We start from the raw sequence: 23,311 nt of genomic DNA, 5'->3' as shown, positions 1-23,311 counted from the left end.
AATAGAATTTAGTTTAGTTTTTGCATCCGAACGAAATCTCGTCTTACACTCTGCAAATATATACATTTATTTTAGAAACCAATCTTTTTCCCAATTAAAACGATTTCTTTTTCTAAAAGCCTAATATTCGAGGGTTTATGGCAAAGAACATCAGTACATTACACAAGTACTCTACCAGACAAGTTCTTTTTTACAGCAATCCTGATTTATAAAAACATTCAATTCTATTTTCTATCAATTAAAGCTCCCAATAATTAAATTCATATCAGTTTCAATCCTACGATTGAAATAATCAAAGTTGTCATAAAGAACAAACGTCCCAAAGTTGCCGGTTCATGAAAGAACAGGATACCGATCAATACAGTCCCCACTGCTCCTATCCCCGTCCAAACAGGATATGCAGTGCCGATAGGCAATGTTTGTGCAGCCTTCGCCAACAGATACATGCTTAAAGTTACAGAGATTACAAACCCCGTTCCCCACAAATAAAAATCGGTGCCCGTTGCTCCTTTCATCTTGCCTAGACAAAAGGTAAAACCAACCTCAAACAGTCCGGCAATAATCAATATAATCCAATTCATATCATTCTATTTTTAAATTAGACTGCAAAATTAACAGGATACCCGGAGCTTTCACTTTACATTTGATAAGAAATGACGGTGTAAGAGTATTATCAATTCTTCTTTTCCTATGGTAACTTTTTGTATTTTTGCAGAATAATGATTCAATGCGATATGGATATACACGAAATTATAAATAGAATATATCGGATGCCGGAGACTTCGGTGGAGAAGGTGGTTAAACATCTGTCAAAGGTCACATATCCCAAAGGTCACCATATATTGGAGGCTGGCAAGACTGAAACGAATATCTTTTTCATCGAGAAAGGAATTACCAGAGCTTACATTCCCGTAGACGGAAAAGAGGTAACGTTCTGGATTGGGAAAGAAGGATCTACCATTGTCTCATTGAAAAGTTATGTAAATAATCAACAGGGGTATGAGTCGATGGAACTGATGGAAAACTCGGTTTTGTATTTGTTAAAGCGCAAAGACTTACACGAATTATTCAAGGAAGATATCCATATTGCCAACTGGGGACGCAAATTCGCCGAATCAGAGTTCCTGCAAACAGAGGAAAGACTTATTTCTCTCTTATTTACCACTGCATCCGAACGGTATATGAAACTGATACAAAATAATCCGGAGCTATTACAAAGAATACCATTGGAATGTCTTGCTTCTTATCTGGGAATAACTCCGGTAAGTTTAAGCCGGATAAGGGCGAAATTGAAACGGGTACTTTGAGATAAAAACATATTTTTCAAAAGCAAACAGAAAGTGATATATTTGTGTTTTGAATGAATCAAAAGAGAGAAATCATGAATATCGAAGATTATAGAGAATATTGCCTGTCAGTCAAAGGAGCAACTGAATGCATGCCGTTTGATAAACATACTTTGGTTTTCAAGGTTATGGATAAAATGTTCAGCTTTGCAACGTTACGCCCTAAGAACGGAAGATTCTGGGCAGATATGAAATGCAACCCTGATAAATCGGCAGAGCTCATTGAGCAATATGAGGACCTTTTTTGGGGACCTTTTTCGGATAAGAAACATTGGATAACTGTTTACTTGGAAGGAGATGTTCCCGATAAACTCATAAAGGAGTTGATTAGCCACTCGGTAGAGGAAGTTATAAAGAAGTTACCCAAGAAAAAACAAGAGGAATACAGGAATATGATTTAGGATTCGGAAAGTAAACGGCACTATAAAATATTTTGTGTAAATGGAAATACGTGATTCAAGTTTGAGTCTCGTATTTTTTATTTTATACATTTGCAAAATGAAGAAGATTATGAAAGAAAAGAATCACGTAGTGCCTGATGAGGTATTAAGCAAGGAGTTCCTTAGCCAGTTCAAAACAGAAGCCGATGTGAGCAAGTTTCTTAAACAGTTGCATGCCCAAGTACTGGAGAAAATGCTTGAGGGTGAAATGGATGTCCATTTGGGCTATGAGAAGAATTCTGTGGCAGGAAATAACACCGGCAATTCCCGAAATGGTAGTTATCCGAAGAAAATCCAAACCGAACATGGAGAGTCTGTTATCTCCATTCCGCGTGACCGTAACGGCCAGTTTGAACCGATAGCAGTTCCAAAACATGAGAGCCGTGGACTTTCAATAGAAAAGCTTGTTATCTCCCTATATGCCAAAGGAATGAGCGTTTCTGATATAGAGGAAGAGATGCGTGAGATTTATGAAATAGAACTCTCAACATCAGCCATTTCCATCATTACAAATAAGGTAAATCAGGCTGCTCAGGAATGGCAGAACCGTCCTTTGGATCCGGTTTATCTGATAGCCTGGATGGACGGTATCGTCTTCAAGGTACGTGATAACGGCAAGATCATAAACAAGACCGTTTATCTTTGTGTCGGGCTGAAACAGAACGGCCTGAAAGAAGTCCTCGGCATGTGGGTCGGCAAATCGGAAAGTTCTTCTTTCTGGATGGGCGTCCTGACTGATTTAAAAGCACGTGGAGTGCAGGATATACTGATTACCTGTACCGACAATTTGAATGGATTTACGGACACCATTCGAACCGTATTCCCTCAATCATCCACTCAGATCTGTGTGGTACATCAGATCAGAAACTCGTGTAAATATGTCGTGTATAAGGACAAAAAAGAGTTTACGGCAGATATGAAGAATATCTATAATGCACCCAACAAAGAGGTGGCTGCAGCAGAGCTTGACAATTTGGAAAAGAAGTGGGGAGGAAAGTATCCTTATGCCATACTTTCATGGAGAAACAACTGGGATGATCTGACGGTTTTCTTCCAATTCCCCTTGGAAATCAGAAAAATAATCTATACTACAAATCTAATTGAAAACCTGAACGGGAAAATCAGAAAGTATACCAAATCAAAGCTTTCATTCCCTTCAGACGATGCCGTAAAAAAGACCGTGTATCTGTCACTTATGGAGATTGAGAAAAAATGGACACAGCCTATTCATAACTGGGGATTGATTATGAACCAATTTATGCTTATTTTTGAAAACAGAATACAGATATAAGAGGAAACTTACAACTGAATCCTGTTTCCATTTACACAAAATTGTGGACAGTGTCAATATACAAGATAAATTTCATACTATTACACAAAGAATTAAATATGTATTCCATATTGATGCTTCACTTCCGCCATCACAAACGTGCTTTCCAATGATCCCAAGCTATCAATCGTCCCCAACACATTCAGAATAAACTCCTGATAGTATTTCATATTGGGAGCATGAATCTTCAACAGGTAATCATAACTACCTGATATGTTATAACATTCGGTTACTTCGGGAATATCCTGTATGATCCGCGTAAACTCGGCTGCTATATCCCTGTTCAGCCGTCTAAGCTTCACACTGCAGAATACGACAAATCCCTGATTCAACTTTTCCGCATCCAATACGGCAATATACTTCTTTATATATCCTCCACTCTCCAACCGTTTAAGACGTTCAAAAACAGGAGTTGAAGAAAGACTCACCCGTGCGGCCAGCTCTTTGGTTGTCAATCGGGCGTTTTCTTGCAAAGTACGGAGTATTTGCAAATCGACTCTATCCAGTTTATCAAAAGTATCCATAAGAAAAATATTCTTCTAAAAGGTGATTTTTAGGAATAACGCAACTATATTATTCTATATAACGGTACAAAAATAGCATTATTTTCTGTATTTTATCTATATCTTGTTCGATATATCTACATCCCATAACTTTGCAAGAAAATAAGGAAAGAATATTAAACTTAAAAAATATACGATTATGGCAACAAAGAATTTACATTTCGAGACTTTACAAGTTCATGTAGGACAAGAACAAGCAGATCCGGCAACAGATGCCCGCGCAGTACCTATTTACCAGACTACTTCTTATGTATTTCACAACTCCGCTCACGCAGCCGCACGTTTCGGCCTGCAGGACCCGGGAAACATCTACGGTCGTCTGACCAACTCCACTCAAGGAGTTTTTGAGCAACGCGTAGCTGCTCTTGAAGGAGGAGTAGCAGGACTGGCAGTTGCTTCGGGTGCTGCTGCCATCACTTATGCTTTCGAGAATATCACTCGTGCAGGCGATCATATTGTAGCAGCCAAAACGATTTATGGAGGAAGCTATAACTTACTGGCTCATACCTTACCCAGCTATGGCATCACAACAACATTCGTTGATCCAAGTGATTTATCGAACTTTGAAAAAGCCATTCAGGAAAATACGAAAGCCGTATTTATCGAGACGCTGGGAAATCCGAACTCAAATATCATTGATATAGAGGCAGTAGCTGAAATAGCTCATCGCCACAAAATTCCTTTGATTATTGACAACACATTCGGTACTCCGTATTTAATCCGCCCTATCGAACACGGAGCAGATATCGTTGTACATTCCGCAACAAAGTTCATTGGCGGACACGGTTCCTCATTAGGAGGAGTCATTGTAGATTCAGGCAAATTCGACTGGGTGGCTTCCGGCAAATTCCCACAACTGACCGAACCCGATCCAAGCTATCACGGAGTACGTTTTGTTGATGCGGCAGGTCCGGCTGCCTATGCCATCCGCATCCGGGCTATTTTGCTGCGCGACACAGGTGCCACCATCAGTCCATTCAATGCTTTTATCCTGTTACAAGGATTGGAAACTCTTTCCTTGCGCGTAGAACGTCATGTAGAAAACGCGTTGAAGGTCGTGAATTTCTTAAACAATCACCCGAAAGTGAAGAAAGTGAACCATCCGTCATTATCCGATCATCCCGATCATGCGCTGTATCAGCGTTATTTTCCGAACGGCGCCGGTTCTATTTTCACTTTCGAAGTCAAAGGCGGACAAGAAGAAGCACACCGCTTCATCGACAGCCTGGAGATTTTCTCCTTGCTTGCCAATGTTGCCGATGTGAAATCATTGGTGATCCACCCGGCAAGCACTACCCACTCGCAGCTCAATGCACAGGAACTCGCCGAACAAGAGATTTATCCGGGCACTGTACGCTTATCGATTGGAACGGAACATATTGATGACCTGATTGCGGATTTGGATCAGGCACTTGCCAAAATCTAACATTCAATCATTGAACTTTCCATGACTGCAAGATGTTATACCTATATAACATTAAAACATTGCAGTCATGGAAAAATATTTAATACACAGCAACGAACTGCATCTGATAGACGCAGAGAAAATCCATCAAGCCGTAGAAAAGATGGTGGAATCACTCGATTTAGCCGCAGGATCAACCACTAACTTCGATCTCTATCAGGTTGTGGAAAACTACTTTAAAGATCTCGAGAAAAGGAGAAAAATCAATCATGTACTGGGAATCAAAGAAGATAGATATGAATTAGCCGAAGATTTCGGTATAAAATAAAAAAGAGATTTATTCAATCACGCCAGACAAGTTTTCCAAAAAATAAGGGAGTTGCACGTTAAGTACAACTCCCTTATTTTTTGAATTATCAGAGTATAACAATCAATTTCCCTGATGCACAGTAAGCTGTGGGAAAGGGAAGTTGATACCTTTTTCATTGAAGGTTTCGTAAATTGCTTTATTTGTATCAAAATAGACACCCCAGTAATCTCCGCTGTTTACCCAGACACGTGCCACTACATTCACACTGCTGGCATCCAGGGCATGAAGAGCTATAAACGGAGCTGGTTCATTCAGGATACGTTTATCGGCGGCCAGAATATCACGAACTATCTGCTGAACTTTATTGTAATCTTCCCCATAATCTATACCAATAATCCATTCTACACGGCGGGTTTCCTGATGACTGTAATTGGTCACTACTCCACTGCTCAATGAACCATTTGGGATATAAATCAATTTATTATCCGCAGTCGTAAGGATGGTGTGAAATATCTGGATTTCTTTTACCGTACCGGATGAACCTTGCTGTGTTTCTATCCAATCGCCAACTTTATAAGGTTTGAACAAAAGAATAACCAGTCCGCCGGCAAAGTTTTGCAGATTACCGGATAAAGCCATACCGACAGCGACACCGGCGGAAGCCAATAAAGCCGCAAATGAAGTTGTCTCAACTCCCAAGGCGCCGACAACAGAAATGATCAAAAGGATCGTCAACAGGATATTTACCAGACTTTTAACGAAAGTTTTGATACTTACATCCACTTTTCGTTTATCCATCAGACGTCTTATAAACTTATTAAGTAGCGAAATCAAAAAACGTCCGACGATGAAGACAATGACCGCAATCAGTATACGTTCTCCGGCACGAATACCAAAATCTATCAGTTGTTGAGTAATTAGCGAAAGCTTATCCAATCCGTCGGCATTGGCAATCGCCTCTTTCATTAATTCATCTGCGGCCACTTGCACAGAATCCGCAGCTTGTGTTGCTTGAAGTAAGAGTAGCATAATTAAATTATATATTAAATGAATAAACTGTTGTATTGGTATTTCAACAATCTACAAAGTTATATTGTTTTTAGTAAATCTAAAAGTTTTTTTTGCTTTCCTCCTTCAAAAGCCGTATTTTTGTAGTCGATTCACTGGTAGGGGTGCCTTAACATGACGGGCTGAGAACATACCCATAGAATCTGATCCGGGTAATGCCGGCGTAGAGAACTAATTAGTAAGCAAAATGAAAAGAATTGTATGGATGGCCGTCGCCTTATCGGGCGCAGGCATCACTGTTCATGCACAGACGAGTGCAAAGGACAGTATGAGAGTAGTAAACCTGCAAGAGGTGCAGGTAGTATCCACGCGTGCCACAGCCAAAACTCCCGTGGCATTCACCAATATAGATAAAGCAGCACTCAAAAAGGTAAACTTCGGACAGGATATCCCCTATCTGCTAAGTATGACTCCTTCCACACTGACCACATCGGATGCAGGAGCCGGTATTGGCTATACGACGCTTCGCGTGCGTGGAACCGACGGCACACGAATCAACATCACGGTAAACGGCATACCGATGAACGATGCCGAAAGCCATAACCTGTTCTGGGTGAATATGCCCGACTTTTCTTCTTCCGTAAAAGATATGCAGGTGCAGCGCGGAGCAGGTACATCAACAAATGGAGCAGGTGCTTTCGGAGCCAGTGTCAATATGCAAACCGAAGGTGCATCTATGAAACCATACGCCGAATTCAATGGTTCATACGGTTCGTTCAACACGCACAAGGAAACAGCGAAAGTGGGAACCGGCTTACTCAATAACCACTGGACGTTTGATGCCCGCCTTTCCAATATCGGTACGGACGGATACATAGACCGTGCTTCGGTGGACTTGAACTCTTACTACCTGCAAGGAGGTTATTTTGCAGAAAACACCTCTGTGAAACTGATTGCATTTGCCGGAAAAGAAAAGACATATCATGCTTGGGGATACGCAACAAAAGAGCAAATGGAAGAATTTGGCAGACGCTACAATCCTTGCGGGGAAATGTACACCGACGCCAACGGCAAAAAACATTATTACGACGACCAAACGGATAATTACTTGCAAAAGAATTATCAACTTCTCTTCAACCATACTTTCTCAACGGCTTGGAATCTAAACGTTGCCTTACATTATACCAAAGGTGACGGTTATTACGAAGAGTATAAAGATGACAGATACCTGACAGAATATGGTTTAAAGCCATTTACAATAGATGGAACCGAAATAGCTAAAAGCGATCTAGTCCGTCAAAAGAAGATGGACAACAAATTTGGCGGTGGTGTTTTTTCTCTCAATTACACAACCAACAGGCTAAGTGCATCTCTGGGCGGCGGATTAAATCAATACCGGGGCAATAACTTCGGAAAAGTCCCCTGGGTGAAAAATTACGTAGGTTCTCTATCTCCCGACCATGAATATTACCGCAACAAATCCAAGAAGACCGATGGAAATATTTATCTGAAAGCGAACTACGATCTTACTAGAGGACTAAGTGCTTATGCCGATCTCCAGTATCGCCACATCAACTATACCATCGACGGAAACAATGATAAATATGACTGGAGTAAGAATGCGCTGCGTCCACTGGCAGTAGATAAAAAGTTCGATTTCTTTAATCCGAAAGTAGGATTAAACTGGAACATCACTTCCAACCATCGTGTCTATGCCTCTTTCTCGGTTGCTCAAAAAGAGCCAACAAGAAACAATTATACGGATGGTGATCCGGACTCGTACCCCAAAGCAGAAAAGCTGCTCGACTATGAAGCAGGATATACCTTCGCCAACCAATGGCTGACAGCAGGTGCAAACTTCTACTACATGGACTATACCGACCAACTGGTTCTGACCGGAGCCTTAAACGATATAGGTGAAGCACTGACCGAAAATGTGCCGGACAGTTATCGCATGGGAATCGAAATCATGCTGGGAATCAAACCGTGCAAATGGTTTCAATGGAACATCAACGCTACATGGAGCAAAAACCGTATTCAGGATTTCGCAGAGAGCCTGCCGGGCTACCACTATAATAATGACGGTAGCTCTACTTCTCTCCCGACTATTCAGATAAAGCATAAAGACACTCACATTGCTTTCTCACCAGACTTCCTACTCAACAATCGTTTCTCATTCAAATCTAAGGGATTCGAAGCTGCCCTGCAATCGCAGTTTGTAAGCAAACAGTATATGACAAACGCAGAAGTTGAAGAACTGACTCTTGATAAGTATTTTGTCAGCAACCTCAATCTGGCGTACAGCTTCCACCCCAAGAAAGTACTGAAAGAAGTTACGGTAGGATTTACTGTATACAATCTGTTTAATGAAAAATATGAAAACAACGGCTGGGCGTCAAGTGACTACACCGATACGCTGGAAAATCGGGGAAACTATGCCGGATATGCCGCACAAGCAGGGACAAACGTTATGGGACATGTTTCTTTCCGCTTTTAATCAAACAGAGTTATGGAATTGAATTTTCTGGAAATATTCGGTACGATTGTCGGACTGGTCTACCTTTGGTTAGAGTACCGGGCAAGTATCTACCTTTGGATAGCGGGCATTGTGATGCCTGCCATCTACATCTTCGTATATTACAAAGCCGGATTGTATGCTGACTTTGGCATCAATATCTACTACCTGATAGCTGCCATCTACGGCTGGTTCTTCTGGATGTGGGGACACAGGAAAAAGAAAGGTCAACTGACGACAGCAGATGCTTCAACCGGTGACACCCCTAAAGATCTTCCTATCATACATACTCCGGGAAAATGTTACTTACCTCTTTTTCTGATATTCATCGTTTCTTTCCTCGGTATTGCATGGATACTGATAGCATATACGGATAGCAATGTTCCCTGGCTAGATAGCTTTACTACCGCATTGAGCATTGTCGGTATGTGGATGCTGGCACGCAAATACGTCGAGCAATGGTTTGCCTGGATTCTTGTGGATATTGTCTGCTGCGGACTTTATATCTACAAAGACCTTTATTTTACTTCCGCTTTGTATGGACTTTACTCCATTATAGCTATCTTTGGCTATTTTAAGTGGAAAAAATTAATGAGCATACAATGAAATACGAACACTATACTCCCGAAGCCGTGATACTAGCCAATGGCGAATATCCCAGCCATCCTCTTCCCCTGCAAATGCTGGAAAATGCAGAATTTGTAGTTTGTTGTGACGGGGCTGCCAATGAATATATCCTGCGTGGGCATACCCCCGATGTAATTATCGGTGACGGGGATTCTCTTTCACCGGAATATAAAGAACTTTTCTCCCCTATTGTACATCAGATAGCGGATCAAGAAACGAACGACCAAACCAAAGCTGTTCATTTCCTGCAAAAGAAAGGATTCCGAAGAATTGCCATTGTCGGAGCCACCGGCAAACGGGAAGATCATACATTAGGAAACATCAGTCTGCTGATCGACTACATGAAAGATGGTATCGAGGTACGTACCATTACCGATTATGGTATGTTTATTCCCGCCAAAGACACGCAAGCTTTCGCCTCTCATCCGGGACAGCAAGTTTCTATTTTCAATTTCGGAGCGAAAGGATTGCGAGGAAAGGGACTGGTTTATCCTCTTAGTGATTTTACGAATTGGTGGCAAGGAACGCTTAATGAAGCAACAGCTAATGAGTTTACTGTTCATTGTACGGGAGAATATTTAGTATTCTTAGCTTCTATATAAACTATATTGCAATTATCCGGTTTATGCCACCCTATTGTCACAATTGTGCCACCTTGTTGGCACGACCGTGACACTTCGATGGCACAACCGTGCCAACAAGGTGGCACAAATTCATTCATAGGAAGAAGAGGATTAAAGCGTCAACAAATACTTCTTGAAGTCCGCAAAGTCTTTTGTCATTTGAAGGCTTTTTTTCTCGCCTTTCATAAATTCCTGCAATTTGGCAGGGATTTCTACCGCTTCTCCAATAATGCTTTCCACTGTTTCGAGGAACTTGGCAGGATGAGCCGTTTCAAGGAATACACCTGTTTCTCCCTCTTTCAAGCCTTCTACCAACGCACGATATCCACAAGCACCATGAGGATCAAGGAGATAATGATGTTCTTTCCAGGTTTCTTTCACCGTTTCACGGATTTGCTCGTCGGTATAAGTTGTTCCTGAAATCTCGGCAGAGATATCAGCATGTGAACCGCTATATAAATCAAGTACGCGGGCAAAGTTACTCGGATCGCCTACGTCCATAGCATTAGCAATCGTTGCGACAGACGGACGGGGATTGTACTTACCTGTTTGCAGGTATTGATAGAAAATATCGTTGCGGTTATTGGCAGCAATGAAACGCTTCACAGGCAATCCCATCTTCTTACCAAACAATCCGGCGGTGATATTTCCGAAGTTTCCACTAGGTACACAGATTACAGCATTATCAGCTTTTCCGGCACGTTTCAATTGTGCATAAGCATAGAAATAATAGAATGCCTGCGGCAAGAAACGGGCTACATTGATGGAGTTGGCAGAAGTCAACGAAAGGTGTTCATTCAATTCTTTATCCATGAAAGCAGATTTCACCAATGCCTGACAATCATCAAATGTTCCGTCCACTTCAAGCGCAGTAATATTCTGTCCGAGCGTAGTGAATTGCTTCTCCTGTATTTCGCTCACTTTTCCTTTCGGATAAAGCACATACACATGAATACCTTCCACACCCAGAAAGCCGTTGGCAACAGCACTTCCCGTATCACCGGAAGTAGCTACCAATACATTGACATTCTTTTGTCCTTCTTTTTTAATGAAGTATCCCAAAAGACGCGCCATGAAACGACCGCCTACATCTTTAAATGCTAACGTCGGTCCGTGGAAAAGTTCAAGTGAATAGATGTTATCTGCCACCTTAACCAAAGGTACATCGAAACTTAATGTATCATATACAATCTGTTTCAGCGTATCGGCAGGAATATCCTCACCGAAGAAAGCATCGGCTACGCGATAAGCAATTTCCTGAAAGGATAAACTATCAATCGTATCGTAAAAGTCCTGTGGAAGAGGTTTGATAGACATAGGCATAAACAGCCCTTTGTCGGCAGCAAGCCCTTTTACCACCGCTTCTTGCAGTGAGGCAACAGGTGCTTGTTTATTCGTACTATAATATTTCATAATCTGTGGTGACTTATTTCATGAATTCTTTTATAAACTCGTCTTCTTTCAGAAGTCCGTAACTACCGTTGCAAGCGGCTATTTCATCATACGTCTGCACTTCGTCCGGCTCGATACCCGGATACCAGATAAGAAACGGAATGGGATCAGATGTATGAGTCCGAAGCTCACAGGGAGTAGGATGATCGGGCAATACAGCAATGGCTACCGGTTCGTCCCAATCTTTCACTGCTTCATAAATAGGACCTACGGCACGTTTATCAAGATTCTCGATAGTGAGAAGTTTCAAGTCGATGTCTCCTTCGTGTCCGGCCTCATCACTGGCTTCGATATGCAGATAAACAAAATCATCCGTCTTCAATGCTTCCAAGGCAGCGGTCACTTTGTTTTCATAGTTCGTATTATAAAGTCCGGTCGCTCCCTCTACTGCGATGCGACGTAAATCAGCATAATAACCGATTCCGTTTATCAGATCGACAGCCGAGATGACTGCTCCTTTCTTTACCTGTGGGAAAGTCTCGGAGAAAGTAGGCATCTGCGGACGGTAACCGGGACTCCAGGGCCAAATACTGTTCGCAGGATCTTTACCTTCTGCCATACGTTTCAGATTCAATGGATGATCTTTCAGCAATTCCTGTGATTTCAGAATCAGGTCGTTAATCAGATCTGCCGTTTCTTGCGCTTCCGGAACCAATGGTTTCACCATCAATGGACGGAAAGGTTTCAAAGGTACATCATGCGGAGGTGTACAATCCAGTTCTTTATTACCTCCCTTGATAACCAATAGATGGCGGTACTGAACTCCTGTATGAAAGCGTACGCGGTCATTGCCCAGTTTTTCTTGCAAATATTGAATCAATACATCTGCTTCTTCCGTAGATATATGTCCGGAGGAGTGATTCTTCAGAATTTCTCCTTCCACACAAATCAAATTACAGCGCATTGCCATCTCACCCGGTTTCAGATCCACACCAATACTGGCAGCTTCCAGCGGTCCGCGACCTTCATATACCTTTGGCAAATTATATCCCAACACGGACATATTGGCAACTTCACTACCCGGATGGAAACCTTCCGCCACAGTAATCAGGCGGCCGTTACGTCCCATGCGAGCTAGCTTATCCATATAAGGCGTCTTTGCATATTGCAGGAGCGTCTTGTCCCCTAATGACTTCACTGGCCAATCGGCCATTCCGTCTCCCAATATGATAATATGCTTCATAAATTGAAAATTGAGAATTGAGAATTAAAAAATGAAAGAAAGCCTTAGATCCGTTTCCGAATGGTATTTCTCAATTTTTAATTCTCAATTTTTAATTTATTAAACGTTTGCGATACTCATGATGTCGGCAAATACTCCGGCAGCCGTTACGCCGGCACCGGCACCGTATCCTTGAATCATCATCGGATATTCTTTATAGCGTTCCGTAGTGAGCAGGATAATATTGTTGCTGCCTTCCAAGCCGTAGAACGGATGGTTGGCTCCTACTTCCTGCAGGCCGACGGAGGCTTTTCCATTCTCCAGTTTGGCGACGAAACGCCAGTGCTTGTTTTCTTTTTCCAATACCTGGCGACGGGCTTCAAAGTCTGCGTCGAGACTTGGAACACGTTTCCAGAAATCTTCCAGAGAACCTTCGAAGAAGTCATTCGGAACAAAGAGGTTCTTTTCAACATCTTCTTGTTCCAGACGGTATCCGGCTTCACGTGCCAGAATCACCAGTTTACGGATCACATCTTTTCCACTCAAGTCAATACGTGGGTCCGGTTCAGAGTAGCGTTCTTCCTGTGCCATTTTGATGGTACGGCTGAAAGGAATATCGGCGCTGATTTTATTAAATATATAGTTCAGTGTACCGGAAAGCACCGCTTCAATCTTCAGAATCTTGTCACCGCTATGAATCAGGTCATTAATTGTATTGATGATCGGAAGACCTGCACCTACGTTTGTTTCGAACAGATACTTCACACCACGTTGGCGGGCAATCGTTTTCAGTTCACGATAGTTTTCATAAGCGGAAGAAGCCGCAATCTTATTGGCTGCTACCACAGAGATATTGTGTTGCAGGAAATCTTTGTAAAGCGATGCGATGTCAGCGCTGGCCGTACAGTCTACAAATACAGAATTAAAGATATTCATTCCGATAATCTCGTCGCGGATGGTTTGCAAGCTGCTGTCCTTGCCCTTTTCCAGCAGTTCTTCACGGAAGTTGGCGAGGTCGAAACCTTCACGGCTGAACATTGCCTTGGCTGCATCAATGATGCCTACTACATGGAGTTTCAGTCCGTTTTCCATCATCAGCTTTTGTTGCTGGCAACGAATCTGTTCTACCAGACTGCCCCCTACCGTACCGACACCACAGATAAAGAGGTTCAATACCTGATATTCGGAGAGGAAGAAAGAATCGTGGATTACGTTCAATGATTTACGCAAGGATTTGGAATCGACAACAAAAGAGATATTAGTTTCCGAAGCTCCCTGTGCGCAAGCGATAACGTTGATACCATTACGTCCCAGTGTACCGAAAAGTTTACCTGCGATACCCGGTGTATGTTTCATATTCTCACCTACGATAGCCACTGTTGCCAGATTTCTTTCCGCCAGAATCGGAGAAATCTCCCCCATCTCTATTTCTTTCGCAAATTCTTCGTTCAGCACTTCACAAGCCAGGTCGGCATCGGCATTACGCACACCGATAGAAGTACTGTTTTCCGATGAAGCCTGTGAGACGAGGAACACGCTGATTCCATTCTTTGCCAATGCTTTAAAAATGCGGTAGTTTACACCGATCACACCTACCATACCAAGACCCTGAACAGTAATCAGACTTGTGTCGTTGATGGAGGAAATCCCCTTGATAGCCTTGCTCTGCGGGTTGGAAACTTCTTGTTTGATAACCGTTCCCACTCCATCCGGGTTGAATGTATTCTTTATTATAATAGGAATATTCTTGTGACATACGGGATAGATAGTCGGCGGATAAACCACCTTTGCGCCGAAGTTACAAAGTTCGGTCGCTTCTACGTAACTCAATTCCGTAATCGTATAAGCAGTCGAAATGACACGCGGATCAGCCGTCATAAATCCATCTACGTCCGTCCAGATTTCCAGACTTGCCGCATCCAGCGCCGCAGCAATAATGGCAGCCGTATAGTCCGAGCCACCGCGTCCGAGGTTTGTTACATCCCCTGTCGTTTTATCCGAAGAGATGAATCCCGGCACCAGCGCTACTTTAGGAATAGACTGGAAAGCCTCTTTCACCAGTTTATTAGTCAATTCTGTATCCAGCGTGTGCTTGCTATGCTTTCTTTCCGTCTTGATAAAAGTGCGCGAATCGAACCATTTTGCTCCCTCAATCAGTGCGGTGACGATGATCGATGAAAGGCGTTCACCATAGCTGACGATTGTATCCGAAGTTTTCGGGGAAAGGTCTTTAATCAGGTAAATTCCCTGAAAGATATCCTTCAATTCGTTCAGCAGCTCGCCAATCTGACGTTGCAACGATACTTGCTTTTCTCCGGCAGGAATCACCTCCTTAATCATCTCCACATGACGGTAAACGATTTCGCGAAACTCACCTTCATAGGCTGAATCTCCCACTGCCGCCATCTTCGATGTATTTATCAATTTGTCAGTGATGCCTCCCAATGCGGAAACAACTACAATTACCGGCTCATTTGCCGACTCTACAATTCTCTTTACGCTTAAAATGCTGTTCACGGAACCTACGGATGTTCCGCCGAATTTCATTACTTTCATGAAGATACTTATTTAAATGCAATGTCCTGAAGTTTGCTTTTTACAGAACGATTGGTTGTTTACGAATAAAATTGAATTTGAATTTTGCCTGCTTATACAAGCGTGAATCACGTAGATACACAAAAACTATCCATTAACCCCTAAGGGTCATGGTACACATGGATGTGACTGTATGTGGATAGTACTTCATCATAGTCCTTGTTTCTACTCTTGTTTTTGATAAGTGTCGCAAAAGTAATAATAAAAACGTTCAATCTATCACTTTTTTCGGTTTTTTTCTGATAAAAAGAATCTTTCGCCTGCGCTTTACCCGGTCATTCGCCTTTACTTTTATGACATTTTGTTACTTATTTATCAAATCTATTATTATATTTGCGAAAACAATCGCACAAAATCAGCTTATGAGCCCATTAAATACTTCCGTATTGTTAATATACACCGGTGGAACAATTGGTATGATTGAGAATGCCGCGACAGGTGCTCTGGAGAACTTTAACTTCGAGCAACTGCAAAAATATATCCCCGAACTGCAAAAGTTCAATTTTCCAATTGACACCTATCAGTTTGATCCTCCGATGGATTCGTCGGACATGGAACCGGATATGTGGCGGAAGCTGGTACGCATTATTCATGACAACTACAATCGTTACCACGGCTTCGTCATCCTGCACGGAACGGACACGATGGCTTATACCGCTTCCGCACTAAGTTTTATGCTGGAAGGACTGGACAAACCTGTTATCCTCACAGGCTCACAGCTTCCCATCGGCGTACTCCGCACGGACGGAAAGGAAAATCTGATGACCAGTATCGAGATTGCCATTGCACAAAACAAGGAAGGAAGGGCACTGGTGCCCGAAGTATGCATCTTCTTTGAAAATCACCTGATGCGGGGAAACCGTACGACAAAGATGAATGCAGAAAACTTCAATGCATTCCGTTCTTTCAATTATCCGGTATTGGCGGAAGCGGGAATCCATATTAAATATAATAATGTACAAATTCACGGAAATGGTGAAGAACGGGAATTGAAACCGCACTATTTGCTGGATACCAATGTAGTGGTACTGAAGCTCTTTCCGGGCATCCAGGAAAATGTAATTGCCACCATTCTGGGGATTGAAGGTTTAAAGGCGGTTGTGCTCGAAACATACGGTTCGGGGAATGCTCCCCGAAAGGAATGGTTTATACGCCGGCTCTGTCAGGCCAGTGAACGTGGAATTGTGATTGTCAACGTAACACAATGCAGCGCAGGAATGGTAGAAATGGAACGTTACGAAACGGGATACCAGTTGTTGCAGGCAGGCGTTGTCTCCGGATATGACAGTACAACGGAATCGGCAGTCACTAAATTAATGTTCTTACTGGGACATGGATATACCCCGGATGAGGTACGCGACCGGATGAACCGTTCGATAGCAGGAGAGATAACTCTGTAGGCTTCATCCTATTTCTATTAGGCAGGGATAACTTATTTCTAATAAATTATCCCTATTTTTGTACCCTACAAGAAGAAAGGAATTTCGATGGCAAAAGAGAAAACCGTATATGTATGCAGTAATTGCGGACAGGATTCACCCAAATGGGTGGGTAAATGTCCGTCGTGTGGAGAATGGAATACGTATGTTGAAGAAATCGTACGGAAAGAACCCACTAACCGCCGTCCGGTGTCGGGCATTGAAACACAAAAGCCCAAGCCACTGGCACTTAGCGATATAGAGGCAGACGACGAGCCACGTATCAATATGCACGATGATGAACTGAATCGTGTATTGGGAGGCGGACTTGTACAGGGTTCTCTTGTCCTGATAGGCGGCGAACCGGGAATCGGTAAATCGACGCTCGTCATGCAGACCGTACTGCACATGCCGGAAAAGAAGATTCTTTATGTATCCGGTGAAGAGAGTGCACGACAGCTGAAACTTCGTGCCGACCGTCTCTCTGACACTTCCAGCGATTGCCTGATCGTTTGCGAGACTTCACTCGAACAGATTTATGTGCATATCAAGAATACGAATCCCGATTTAGTGATTATCGACTCTATACAGACTATTTCCACCGAAAGTATCGAATCGTCTCCCGGAAGTATAGCGCAAGTCAGAGAGTGTTCGGCGTCTATTCTTCGTTTTGCGAAAGAAACACATACGCCTGTATTGCTGATCGGACATATTAATAAGGAAGGAAGTATCGCAGGGCCTAAAGTGCTGGAACATATCGTAGATACTGTTCTTCAATTTGAAGGCGACCAACATTATATGTATCGTATTCTACGCAGTATCAAGAATCGTTTCGGTAGTACGGCAGAATTAGGTATTTATGAAATGCGTCAGGATGGGTTGCGCCAGGTAAATAATCCTTCCGAACTTTTGCTAAGTCAGGATCATGAAGGGATGAGCGGGGTAGCCATTGCCTCCGCCATTGAGGGGATTCGCCCGTTTTTAATTGAAACACAAGCTTTGGTAAGCTCTGCAGTCTACGGAAATCCGCAACGTTCGGCAACCGGTTTCGATTTGAGAAGAATGAATATGCTGCTGGCTGTTCTCGAAAAGCGGGTGGGATTTAAGTTGGCACAGAAAGATGTGTTCCTGAATATTGCCGGAGGATTGAAAGTGAATGATCCGGCTATCGACCTGCCGGTTATCAGTGCGATCCTTTCTTCCAATATGGATGCAGCCATTGAACCGGAAGTTTGTATGGCGGGAGAAATCGGTCTGTCGGGAGAGATACGTCCTGTGAATCGAATTGAACAGCGTATCGGTGAAGCTGAAAAGTTAGGTTTCAAACGCTTCTTGCTGCCCAAATATAACTTGCAAGGGATCGATACCCAAAAACTGAAGATAGAATTAGTACCGGTAAGAAAAGTAGAAGAGGCGTTCAGGGCTTTATTCGGATAAGACACTGATGCATAAATAGCCCGTTTTTCTAATTGGATAATCAAAAACAATATCAATAATAACTAAATGACACAAGAATACCAACTCCGTATACTTCCCGAAATCGCAGCAAACGAACAGAAATTAAAGGAATATCTTTCTAAAGAAAAAGGTCTGAATTTACGTGACATCACCGCTACCCGAATCTTGAAACGGAGTATTGATGCACGCCAGCGGACTATCTTCGTCAATCTGAAGGTAAGGGCATACATCAAGGAAATGCCGCAAGAAGATGAGTACGAACGTACTATATATAATAATGTAGAAGGAAAACCGCAAGTGATTGTCGTTGGCGCAGGTCCCGGCGGATTATTCGCTGCTTTACGCCTTGTTGAACTTGGATTACGCCCTATCGTCATCGAACGTGGAAAAAACGTGCGCGAACGTAAAAAAGACCTGGCACAAATCAGCAGGGAACACACTGTTGATCCAGAATCGAATTACAGTTTCGGAGAAGGAGGTGCAGGAGCTTACTCGGATGGGAAGCTCTATACCCGTAGCAAGAAGAGAGGAAATGTGGATAAAATCTTGAACGTATTTTGCCAGCATGGAGCTTCAACTTCGATATTGGTGGATGCGCATCCGCATATCGGAACGGACAAATTGCCACGTGTCATTGAAAATATGCGGAACACCATTATCGAATGTGGCGGAGAAGTACATTTCCAGACACGAATGGATGCATTGATTATTGAGAACGATGAAGTCAAAGGTATCGAAACAAATACAGGAAAGACCTTTCTCGGACCTGTGATACTGGCAACCGGACATTCTGCAAGAGATGTATATCGTTGGCTGGCTGCCAATAATGTGACGATTGAAGCGAAAGGAATCGCTGTCGGGGTACGTCTCGAACATCCGGCAATGTTGATCGATCAAATACAATACCATAATAAGAATGGACGGGGCAAATACCTGCCCGCTGCAGAATACAGCTTTGTAACACAGGCAGAAGGCAGAGGAGTATATAGTTTCTGTATGTGTCCCGGCGGCTTTATCGTTCCTGCTGCCAGCGGACCGGAACAAGTGGTAGTAAACGGCATGTCTCCTGCCAACCGTGGGTCACGGTGGAGTAATTCGGGAATGGTAGTGGAAATTCAACCGGAGGATTTGGGAAATGAAGAATTAAAAATGAGGAATGAAGAATTGGCTGCCCAACAAGATGAACAGCTGATGGCACTGAATCCAAATTTGAAAAGTTCACAACTTTCAGAGATTAATTCACAGTTACTATCTGTTCTTCACTTTCAAGAGGAATTGGAACGTCAATGCTGGTTGCAGGGAGGCAGACGACAGACCGCTCCGGCGCAACGCATGCTGGATTTTACCCGCAAGAAATTGAGTTACGATCTGCCCGAGTCATCCTATAGTCCGGGATTGATTTCGTCTCCACTTCATTTCTGGATGCCATCATTTATTAGCAAAAGGTTATCTCTTGGTTTCCAACAATTCGGACGCAGCAGTCACGGATTCCTGACTAATGAGGCAGTAATGATTGGTGTGGAAACACGAACTTCTTCTCCCGTTCGTATCATACGCGATAAGGATACTCTGCAACATGTCACCGTTCGCGGATTATTTCCTTGCGGAGAAGGCGCAGGCTATGCCGGAGGTATTGTGTCTGCCGGGGTGGACGGCGAACGATGTGCAGAAGCAGCAGCCAACTATTTCAATCATTAATTAAACTTACACTAAAATGAATTATCAACCCGAAATAGCAATCGTAGAAGCCAATACATTGACCTGTCTCGGTCTGAAAGGAATCCTGGAGGAAATGATTCCTATGGCAACCATACGGACTTTTCATCACTTCAGCGAACTGATGGACGATACTCCCGATATGTATGCCCATTATTTCATTTCCGCACAGATTTACGTGGAGCACAATGCCTTCTTTCTCCCCCGGAAACGAAAAACGATTGTATTGGCAAGCGACAGTCCGCAATTCCAACTGTCCGGCGTACCTGTACTCAACATTCACGAATCCGAAGAAGAGCTGGTGAAAAATATATTGAAACTTCACCAACATGCTCACCACGACGGTTATCCGGTAAAAGATATGCCCCCTATGCCTCCGATGCAGCCTCATCAGGAAATTCTATCCGCCCGTGAAATAGAAGTGCTCGTACTGATAACCAAAGGATTAATCAACAAAGAAATAGCAGATAAACTGAATATCAGCCTGACTACCGTTATCACTCACCGAAAAAATATCACGGAGAAATTAGGCATTAAGTCTGTCTCCGGGCTGACTATTTATGCTGTAATGAACGGATATATCGAAGCCGACCGAATCTGATTCACCACAGAGGACGCAGAGGACACAGAGGATATAAAATTTAAGAATCATACCTTCGTGTCCTCTGCGTCCTCTGTGGTGAATCAAATCCTAATAAATGAGGATTGACCGTCATCTATATTTGCCGTTACTTTGCACCAGATAAATTAACAGCAGATGAAAACAAAAAAGATTATGATTGCCCTCATGCTCCTGACGACAGGGACAGCATGGGCTGAAGATTTCCCCAAAGACTCACTAAAAATAGTAGACATCGAAGAGGTGGTAGTGATTGCTACTCCGAAAGAAAACCGTAAACTGCGTGATCTGCCGGTAGCCGCCACCGTCTTATCACAGGAGAATATGCGCGCCAATCAGGTAAATTCCGTAAAGAACCTGACAGGTATTGTTCCCAATCTGTTTATCCCTGACTACGGTTCCAAACTGACTACTTCGATTTATATCCGCGGAATCGGCTCACGCATCAATACTCCGTCCGTAGGACTTTATGTAGACAATATCCCTTATATCGACAAATCCGCTTTCGACTTCAACTATGCTGATATCGAACGTATTGATATTCTTCGCGGGTCACAAGGTACCCTCTACGGACGTAACACGATGGGAGGACTTATCAAGGTGCACACAAAATCGCCTTTCACTTATCAAGGTACCGATATTCGCATGGGAGCAGCAACTTACAATAATTATAACGTTTCACTCACCCATTATCACCGTATATCCGACCGCTTTGCTTTTTCTACCGGAGGTTTCTACGAACACACAGGCGGCTTCTTTGAAAACTCTGCACGGAACAATGAAAAAGTCGACAAAAGCAACGCCGGAGGCGGACGTTTTCGTGGGATTTACCTGCCGACATCTAATCTGAAAATAGACATGACCGTGAACTATGAATATAGCGACCAGGGCGGGTATCCGTACTACTATACCGGGATTACTCAAAACGGCATAGCCAAAGCTAAAGAAAAGGGTAAAGAAATTACAGAGGACCGGGCAGACTACATCGGTAAAATTTCATATAACGACCGCAGCAGTTACCGCCGTGGATTGCTCAATTCTGGTGTCAACATCGAATATCAAGCCTGTAACTTTATATTGAGTGCCGTGACAGGTTATCAGAACCTGAATGACCGTATGTTCCTCGATCAGGACTTCACAGAAAGAGATATCTTTAATATCGAGCAAAAGCAAAGGGCAAATACCATTTCCGAAGAAATTGTCTTGAAAGCCAAACCCGGAAAGAGATGGCAATGGACTACGGGAGCTTTCGGATTCTACCAATGGCTACATACCACAGGTCCCGTTCTGTTCAAAGAAGAAGGAGTGAAAACGATGATTGAAAACAACGCCAATTCCGCTTTTGAAGAGATTGCCTCCAAACCCGGTGCACCTACTATGGGAATGACCGTACATAACCCGACACTAAGTGTAGGAGGAACCTTCGATACCCCGACTCTTAGCGGCGCACTTTATCATCAGTCTACTTTCAACAACCTATTTATCGAAGGACTGTCCGTTACAGCGGGACTCCGACTCGATTACGAAAAGATCAGTATGAAGTACAATTCCCTTAGTACTCCTGTAGACTTTGGCTTTGATTTTCACTTAGCTATGGGTCCCAACTCAATAAACTTGTCCGATCAGAATATGAAAGCTCCGGCCTCTTTCGTAGGCAAGCTATCGACTGACTATGTACAACTTCTCCCTAAATTCGCTATTCAATATGAATGGAAGAACCAAAATAATGTGTATGCCACCGTTACCCGGGGATATCGTTCGGGAGGATATAATATCCAGATGTTCTCTGACTTATCACAAACAGAATTGACCAACTCGATGATGAATGCCATTAAAGAAAGTCCGACAATAGGGCAAGATGCCACATGGGGGGCAACCATCATAAAAATGATGGACCAAATGGTACCAACCAAAGAGATTAATGTAAAAACGTCTACTACGTACAAACCCGAATATTCGTGGAACTACGAAGTGGGCAGTCATCTTACGTTGTGGGAAGGTAGGCTTTGGGCTGATCTTGCAGCATTTTATATGGACACCCGCGACCAACAACTCTCTCAATTTGCAGAAAGCGGTTTGGGACGTATTACCATCAATGCGGGAAAAAGCCGTAGTTATGGTGCAGAAGCATCTCTTCGTGCCAGCGTGACTAAAGAACTTAGTCTGAATGCCAGTTACGGATATACCTATGCCACCTTTACTGATTATGTAATTACAGAAGGACAAAAAGATGGCAGTTCCAAAGTAACTGCGGATTATAATGGCAAATATGTCCCTTTCGTTCCCAAGCATACATTAAATATCGGTGGAGAATATGCGATCACCTGCAGCCCACGTTCTATCTTCGACCGGGTTGTGCTCCAAGCGAACTATAATGCTGCCGGACGTATCTACTGGACTGAACAAAACGACGTCAGCCAATCCTTCTATGGCACGCTCAACTGGAGAACGAATCTGGAAATCGGTGATGCAATGATTAGTTTCTGGGCACGCAACTTCCTGAATAAAGACTATGCTGCCTTCTATTTCGAAACAATGAACAAAGGTTTCATGCAGAAAGGACGCCCAATGCAATTTGGAGTAGATCTTCGCTGCCGCTTCTAATCATTTTTACTCATAAGGATATTATTTAGTCTTTTTATTGTCAGCCAAAGGTTTTTATCCATACAGAGCAATGATTTTCAGTACATTAACGGCTGACAATAAGCGCTGACAATAACCAAA

General features: G+C 43.0%; 19 protein-coding genes and 1 riboswitch. Of the genes, 13 read left to right on the top strand and 6 right to left on the bottom strand.

Annotated elements, in window-relative coordinates; genetic code table 11:
• Window positions 1-260: 260 nt before the first annotated feature.
• Complete coding sequence (locus tag CJF29_RS03660; RefSeq protein WP_004326409.1) at window positions 261-581, bottom strand: DMT family transporter; 321 nt, start codon at window positions 579-581, stop codon at window positions 261-263.
• Between the two features lie 153 nt (window positions 582-734).
• Between CJF29_RS03660 and CJF29_RS03655 the strand changes: the two genes are divergently transcribed.
• From CJF29_RS03655 to CJF29_RS03645, 3 genes are all read left to right on the top strand, one after another.
• The gene (locus CJF29_RS03655; protein WP_099146754.1) at window positions 735-1,307 is read left to right on the top strand and encodes a Crp/Fnr family transcriptional regulator; all 573 of its coding nucleotides are present in this window, start codon (window positions 735-737) and stop codon (window positions 1,305-1,307) included.
• 74 nt (window positions 1,308-1,381) lie between these two features.
• Window positions 1,382-1,747, top strand: coding sequence for an MmcQ/YjbR family DNA-binding protein (locus tag CJF29_RS03650; protein WP_004326411.1), 366 nt, complete (start codon window positions 1,382-1,384; stop codon window positions 1,745-1,747).
• Window positions 1,748-1,844: 97 nt separating this feature from the next.
• Window positions 1,845-3,077 carry an IS256 family transposase gene (locus CJF29_RS03645; RefSeq protein WP_099146766.1) on the top strand — a complete coding sequence of 411 codons (1,233 nt, stop codon included), beginning with the start codon at window positions 1,845-1,847 and terminating at the stop codon, window positions 3,075-3,077.
• A gap of 92 nt (window positions 3,078-3,169) precedes the next feature.
• Here CJF29_RS03645 and CJF29_RS03640 read toward each other — a convergent pair whose 3' ends face one another.
• A complete protein-coding gene (locus CJF29_RS03640; protein ID WP_004299136.1) occupies window positions 3,170-3,640 on the bottom strand; it encodes an Lrp/AsnC family transcriptional regulator in 471 nt (156 codons plus the stop codon).
• Between the two features lie 178 nt (window positions 3,641-3,818).
• On the opposite strand from CJF29_RS03640, the gene CJF29_RS03635 reads away from it, so the two are divergent.
• The gene (locus CJF29_RS03635; RefSeq protein WP_099146753.1) at window positions 3,819-5,105 is read left to right on the top strand and encodes an O-acetylhomoserine aminocarboxypropyltransferase/cysteine synthase family protein; all 1,287 of its coding nucleotides are present in this window, start codon (window positions 3,819-3,821) and stop codon (window positions 5,103-5,105) included.
• A 67-nt stretch (window positions 5,106-5,172) separates the two neighbouring features.
• The gene (locus tag CJF29_RS03630) at window positions 5,173-5,412 is read left to right on the top strand and encodes a hypothetical protein (RefSeq protein ID WP_004306417.1); all 240 of its coding nucleotides are present in this window, start codon (window positions 5,173-5,175) and stop codon (window positions 5,410-5,412) included.
• Between the two features lie 102 nt (window positions 5,413-5,514).
• On the opposite strand, the gene CJF29_RS03625 is transcribed toward CJF29_RS03630, so the two are convergent.
• Window positions 5,515-6,423, bottom strand: a complete 909-nt coding sequence (locus tag CJF29_RS03625; protein WP_099146752.1) for a mechanosensitive ion channel family protein — start codon at window positions 6,421-6,423, stop codon at window positions 5,515-5,517.
• Between the two features lie 129 nt (window positions 6,424-6,552).
• Window positions 6,553-6,649, top strand: a riboswitch (TPP riboswitch).
• Between CJF29_RS03625 and CJF29_RS03620 the strand changes: the two genes are divergently transcribed.
• From CJF29_RS03620 to CJF29_RS03610, 3 genes are read left to right on the top strand one after another with little or no spacing between them, the layout of a single operon-like run.
• A complete protein-coding gene (locus CJF29_RS03620; RefSeq protein WP_099146751.1) occupies window positions 6,650-8,899 on the top strand; it encodes a TonB-dependent receptor in 2,250 nt (749 codons plus the stop codon). It abuts the riboswitch before it with no gap.
• 12 nt (window positions 8,900-8,911) lie between these two features.
• Window positions 8,912-9,523: a nicotinamide riboside transporter PnuC gene (gene pnuC / locus CJF29_RS03615; protein ID WP_099146750.1), complete on the top strand. Its 612-nt coding sequence runs from the start codon at window positions 8,912-8,914 to the stop codon at window positions 9,521-9,523.
• Entirely contained in the window at window positions 9,520-10,146 is a 627-nt protein-coding gene (locus CJF29_RS03610; RefSeq protein WP_099146749.1) for a thiamine diphosphokinase, read from the top strand. The genes pnuC and CJF29_RS03610 overlap by 4 nt, the downstream gene beginning before the upstream one ends.
• 132 nt (window positions 10,147-10,278) lie before the next feature.
• Here CJF29_RS03610 and thrC read toward each other — a convergent pair whose 3' ends face one another.
• The 3 genes from thrC to thrA form a co-directional block, all read right to left on the bottom strand.
• On the bottom strand, window positions 10,279-11,580 hold the full coding sequence (thrC, locus tag CJF29_RS03605; RefSeq protein ID WP_099146748.1) for a threonine synthase: 1,302 nt from the start codon (window positions 11,578-11,580) through the stop codon (window positions 10,279-10,281).
• A gap of 13 nt (window positions 11,581-11,593) precedes the next feature.
• Window positions 11,594-12,802: a cofactor-independent phosphoglycerate mutase gene (locus tag CJF29_RS03600; RefSeq protein WP_074638347.1), complete on the bottom strand. Its 1,209-nt coding sequence runs from the start codon at window positions 12,800-12,802 to the stop codon at window positions 11,594-11,596.
• A 99-nt stretch (window positions 12,803-12,901) separates the two neighbouring features.
• Window positions 12,902-15,337: a bifunctional aspartate kinase/homoserine dehydrogenase I gene (gene thrA, locus CJF29_RS03595; protein WP_004299126.1), complete on the bottom strand. Its 2,436-nt coding sequence runs from the start codon at window positions 15,335-15,337 to the stop codon at window positions 12,902-12,904.
• 401 nt (window positions 15,338-15,738) lie between these two features.
• Between thrA and CJF29_RS03590 the strand changes: the two genes are divergently transcribed.
• From CJF29_RS03590 to CJF29_RS03570, 5 genes are all read left to right on the top strand, one after another.
• Window positions 15,739-16,776 (top strand): asparaginase, encoded by a 1,038-nt coding sequence (locus CJF29_RS03590; RefSeq protein WP_032852820.1) that lies wholly within the window; start codon window positions 15,739-15,741, stop codon window positions 16,774-16,776.
• Between the two features lie 87 nt (window positions 16,777-16,863).
• Window positions 16,864-18,231, top strand: a complete 1,368-nt coding sequence (gene radA, locus CJF29_RS03585; protein ID WP_008999048.1) for a DNA repair protein RadA — start codon at window positions 16,864-16,866, stop codon at window positions 18,229-18,231.
• 66 nt (window positions 18,232-18,297) lie between these two features.
• Entirely contained in the window at window positions 18,298-19,950 is a 1,653-nt protein-coding gene (locus CJF29_RS03580) for an NAD(P)/FAD-dependent oxidoreductase (RefSeq protein WP_099146747.1), read from the top strand.
• 16 nt (window positions 19,951-19,966) lie between these two features.
• Window positions 19,967-20,569, top strand: coding sequence for a response regulator transcription factor (locus tag CJF29_RS03575; protein ID WP_004306407.1), 603 nt, complete (start codon window positions 19,967-19,969; stop codon window positions 20,567-20,569).
• Window positions 20,570-20,725: 156 nt separating this feature from the next.
• Entirely contained in the window at window positions 20,726-23,191 is a 2,466-nt protein-coding gene (locus CJF29_RS03570) for a TonB-dependent receptor (protein WP_074557565.1), read from the top strand.
• Window positions 23,192-23,311: the final 120 nt, after the last annotated feature.

The organism is Bacteroides celer, from assembly GCF_002632415.2.
Classification (GTDB): domain Bacteria; phylum Bacteroidota; class Bacteroidia; order Bacteroidales; family Bacteroidaceae; genus Bacteroides.
Note: the sequence above shows the minus strand (reverse complement) of the source record. Positions and strands in the feature narration are given on the sequence as shown.

What these genes read in the sequence shown, in the direction of transcription:
- CJF29_RS03660 (WP_004326409.1), bottom strand. Translation starts at nt 581, where the DNA reads ATGAATTGGATTATATTGATTATTGCCGGACTGTTTGAGGTTGGTTTT.
- CJF29_RS03655 (WP_099146754.1), top strand. Translation starts at nt 735, where the DNA reads ATGGATATACACGAAATTATAAATAGAATATATCGGATGCCGGAGACT.
- CJF29_RS03650 (WP_004326411.1), top strand. Translation starts at nt 1,382, where the DNA reads ATGAATATCGAAGATTATAGAGAATATTGCCTGTCAGTCAAAGGAGCA.
- CJF29_RS03645 (WP_099146766.1), top strand. Translation starts at nt 1,845, where the DNA reads ATGAAGAAGATTATGAAAGAAAAGAATCACGTAGTGCCTGATGAGGTA.
- CJF29_RS03640 (WP_004299136.1), bottom strand. Translation starts at nt 3,640, where the DNA reads ATGGATACTTTTGATAAACTGGATAGAGTCGATTTGCAAATACTCCGT.
- CJF29_RS03635 (WP_099146753.1), top strand. Translation starts at nt 3,819, where the DNA reads ATGGCAACAAAGAATTTACATTTCGAGACTTTACAAGTTCATGTAGGA.
- CJF29_RS03630 (WP_004306417.1), top strand. Translation starts at nt 5,173, where the DNA reads ATGGAAAAATATTTAATACACAGCAACGAACTGCATCTGATAGACGCA.
- CJF29_RS03625 (WP_099146752.1), bottom strand. Translation starts at nt 6,423, where the DNA reads ATGCTACTCTTACTTCAAGCAACACAAGCTGCGGATTCTGTGCAAGTG.
- CJF29_RS03620 (WP_099146751.1), top strand. Translation starts at nt 6,650, where the DNA reads ATGAAAAGAATTGTATGGATGGCCGTCGCCTTATCGGGCGCAGGCATC.
- pnuC (WP_099146750.1), top strand. Translation starts at nt 8,912, where the DNA reads ATGGAATTGAATTTTCTGGAAATATTCGGTACGATTGTCGGACTGGTC.
- CJF29_RS03610 (WP_099146749.1), top strand. Translation starts at nt 9,520, where the DNA reads ATGAAATACGAACACTATACTCCCGAAGCCGTGATACTAGCCAATGGC.
- thrC (WP_099146748.1), bottom strand. Translation starts at nt 11,580, where the DNA reads ATGAAATATTATAGTACGAATAAACAAGCACCTGTTGCCTCACTGCAA.
- CJF29_RS03600 (WP_074638347.1), bottom strand. Translation starts at nt 12,802, where the DNA reads ATGAAGCATATTATCATATTGGGAGACGGAATGGCCGATTGGCCAGTG.
- thrA (WP_004299126.1), bottom strand. Translation starts at nt 15,337, where the DNA reads ATGAAAGTAATGAAATTCGGCGGAACATCCGTAGGTTCCGTGAACAGC.
- CJF29_RS03590 (WP_032852820.1), top strand. Translation starts at nt 15,739, where the DNA reads ATGAGCCCATTAAATACTTCCGTATTGTTAATATACACCGGTGGAACA.
- radA (WP_008999048.1), top strand. Translation starts at nt 16,864, where the DNA reads ATGGCAAAAGAGAAAACCGTATATGTATGCAGTAATTGCGGACAGGAT.
- CJF29_RS03580 (WP_099146747.1), top strand. Translation starts at nt 18,298, where the DNA reads ATGACACAAGAATACCAACTCCGTATACTTCCCGAAATCGCAGCAAAC.
- CJF29_RS03575 (WP_004306407.1), top strand. Translation starts at nt 19,967, where the DNA reads ATGAATTATCAACCCGAAATAGCAATCGTAGAAGCCAATACATTGACC.
- CJF29_RS03570 (WP_074557565.1), top strand. Translation starts at nt 20,726, where the DNA reads ATGAAAACAAAAAAGATTATGATTGCCCTCATGCTCCTGACGACAGGG.